This is a genomic window from Actinomadura sp. NBRC 104425 (genome assembly GCF_030269545.1).
Taxonomy (GTDB): Bacteria; Actinomycetota; Actinomycetes; order Streptosporangiales; family Streptosporangiaceae; genus Spirillospora; species Spirillospora keratinilytica.
This window is the reverse complement of sequence record NZ_BSTN01000156.1, coordinates 1-255: the sequence shown is the minus strand read 5'-3', so window position 1 is coordinate 255 and position 255 is coordinate 1. Positions and strand designations below refer to the sequence as shown.

1 pseudogene is annotated in these 255 nt (G+C 68.6%); it reads left to right on the top strand.

Features of this window, described 5'->3' with window-relative positions:
• Positions 1-255: pseudogene (locus tag QSK22_RS33535) on the top strand (DDE-type integrase/transposase/recombinase); the annotation flags it as partial.

Here is a 255-nt window from a genome sequence, read left to right as displayed (position 1 = left end):
GCCTACACCGAGATCCTGCCGGATGAGACCAAGGAGTCGGCAGCCGCGTTTGTGGACTCGTGCGCAGGCGTTCTTCGCCGCCGCCGGAATCACCGTGCGCCGTGTACTGACCGACAACGGCTCGTGCTACCGATCGCGGCTGTGGCGCGACACCCTGACCGCCGCCGGAATCGCGCACAAGCGCACCCGCCCGTTCCGGCCGCAGACCAACGGCAAGGTCGAGCGCTACCACCGCACCCTGCTGGACGAATGGGC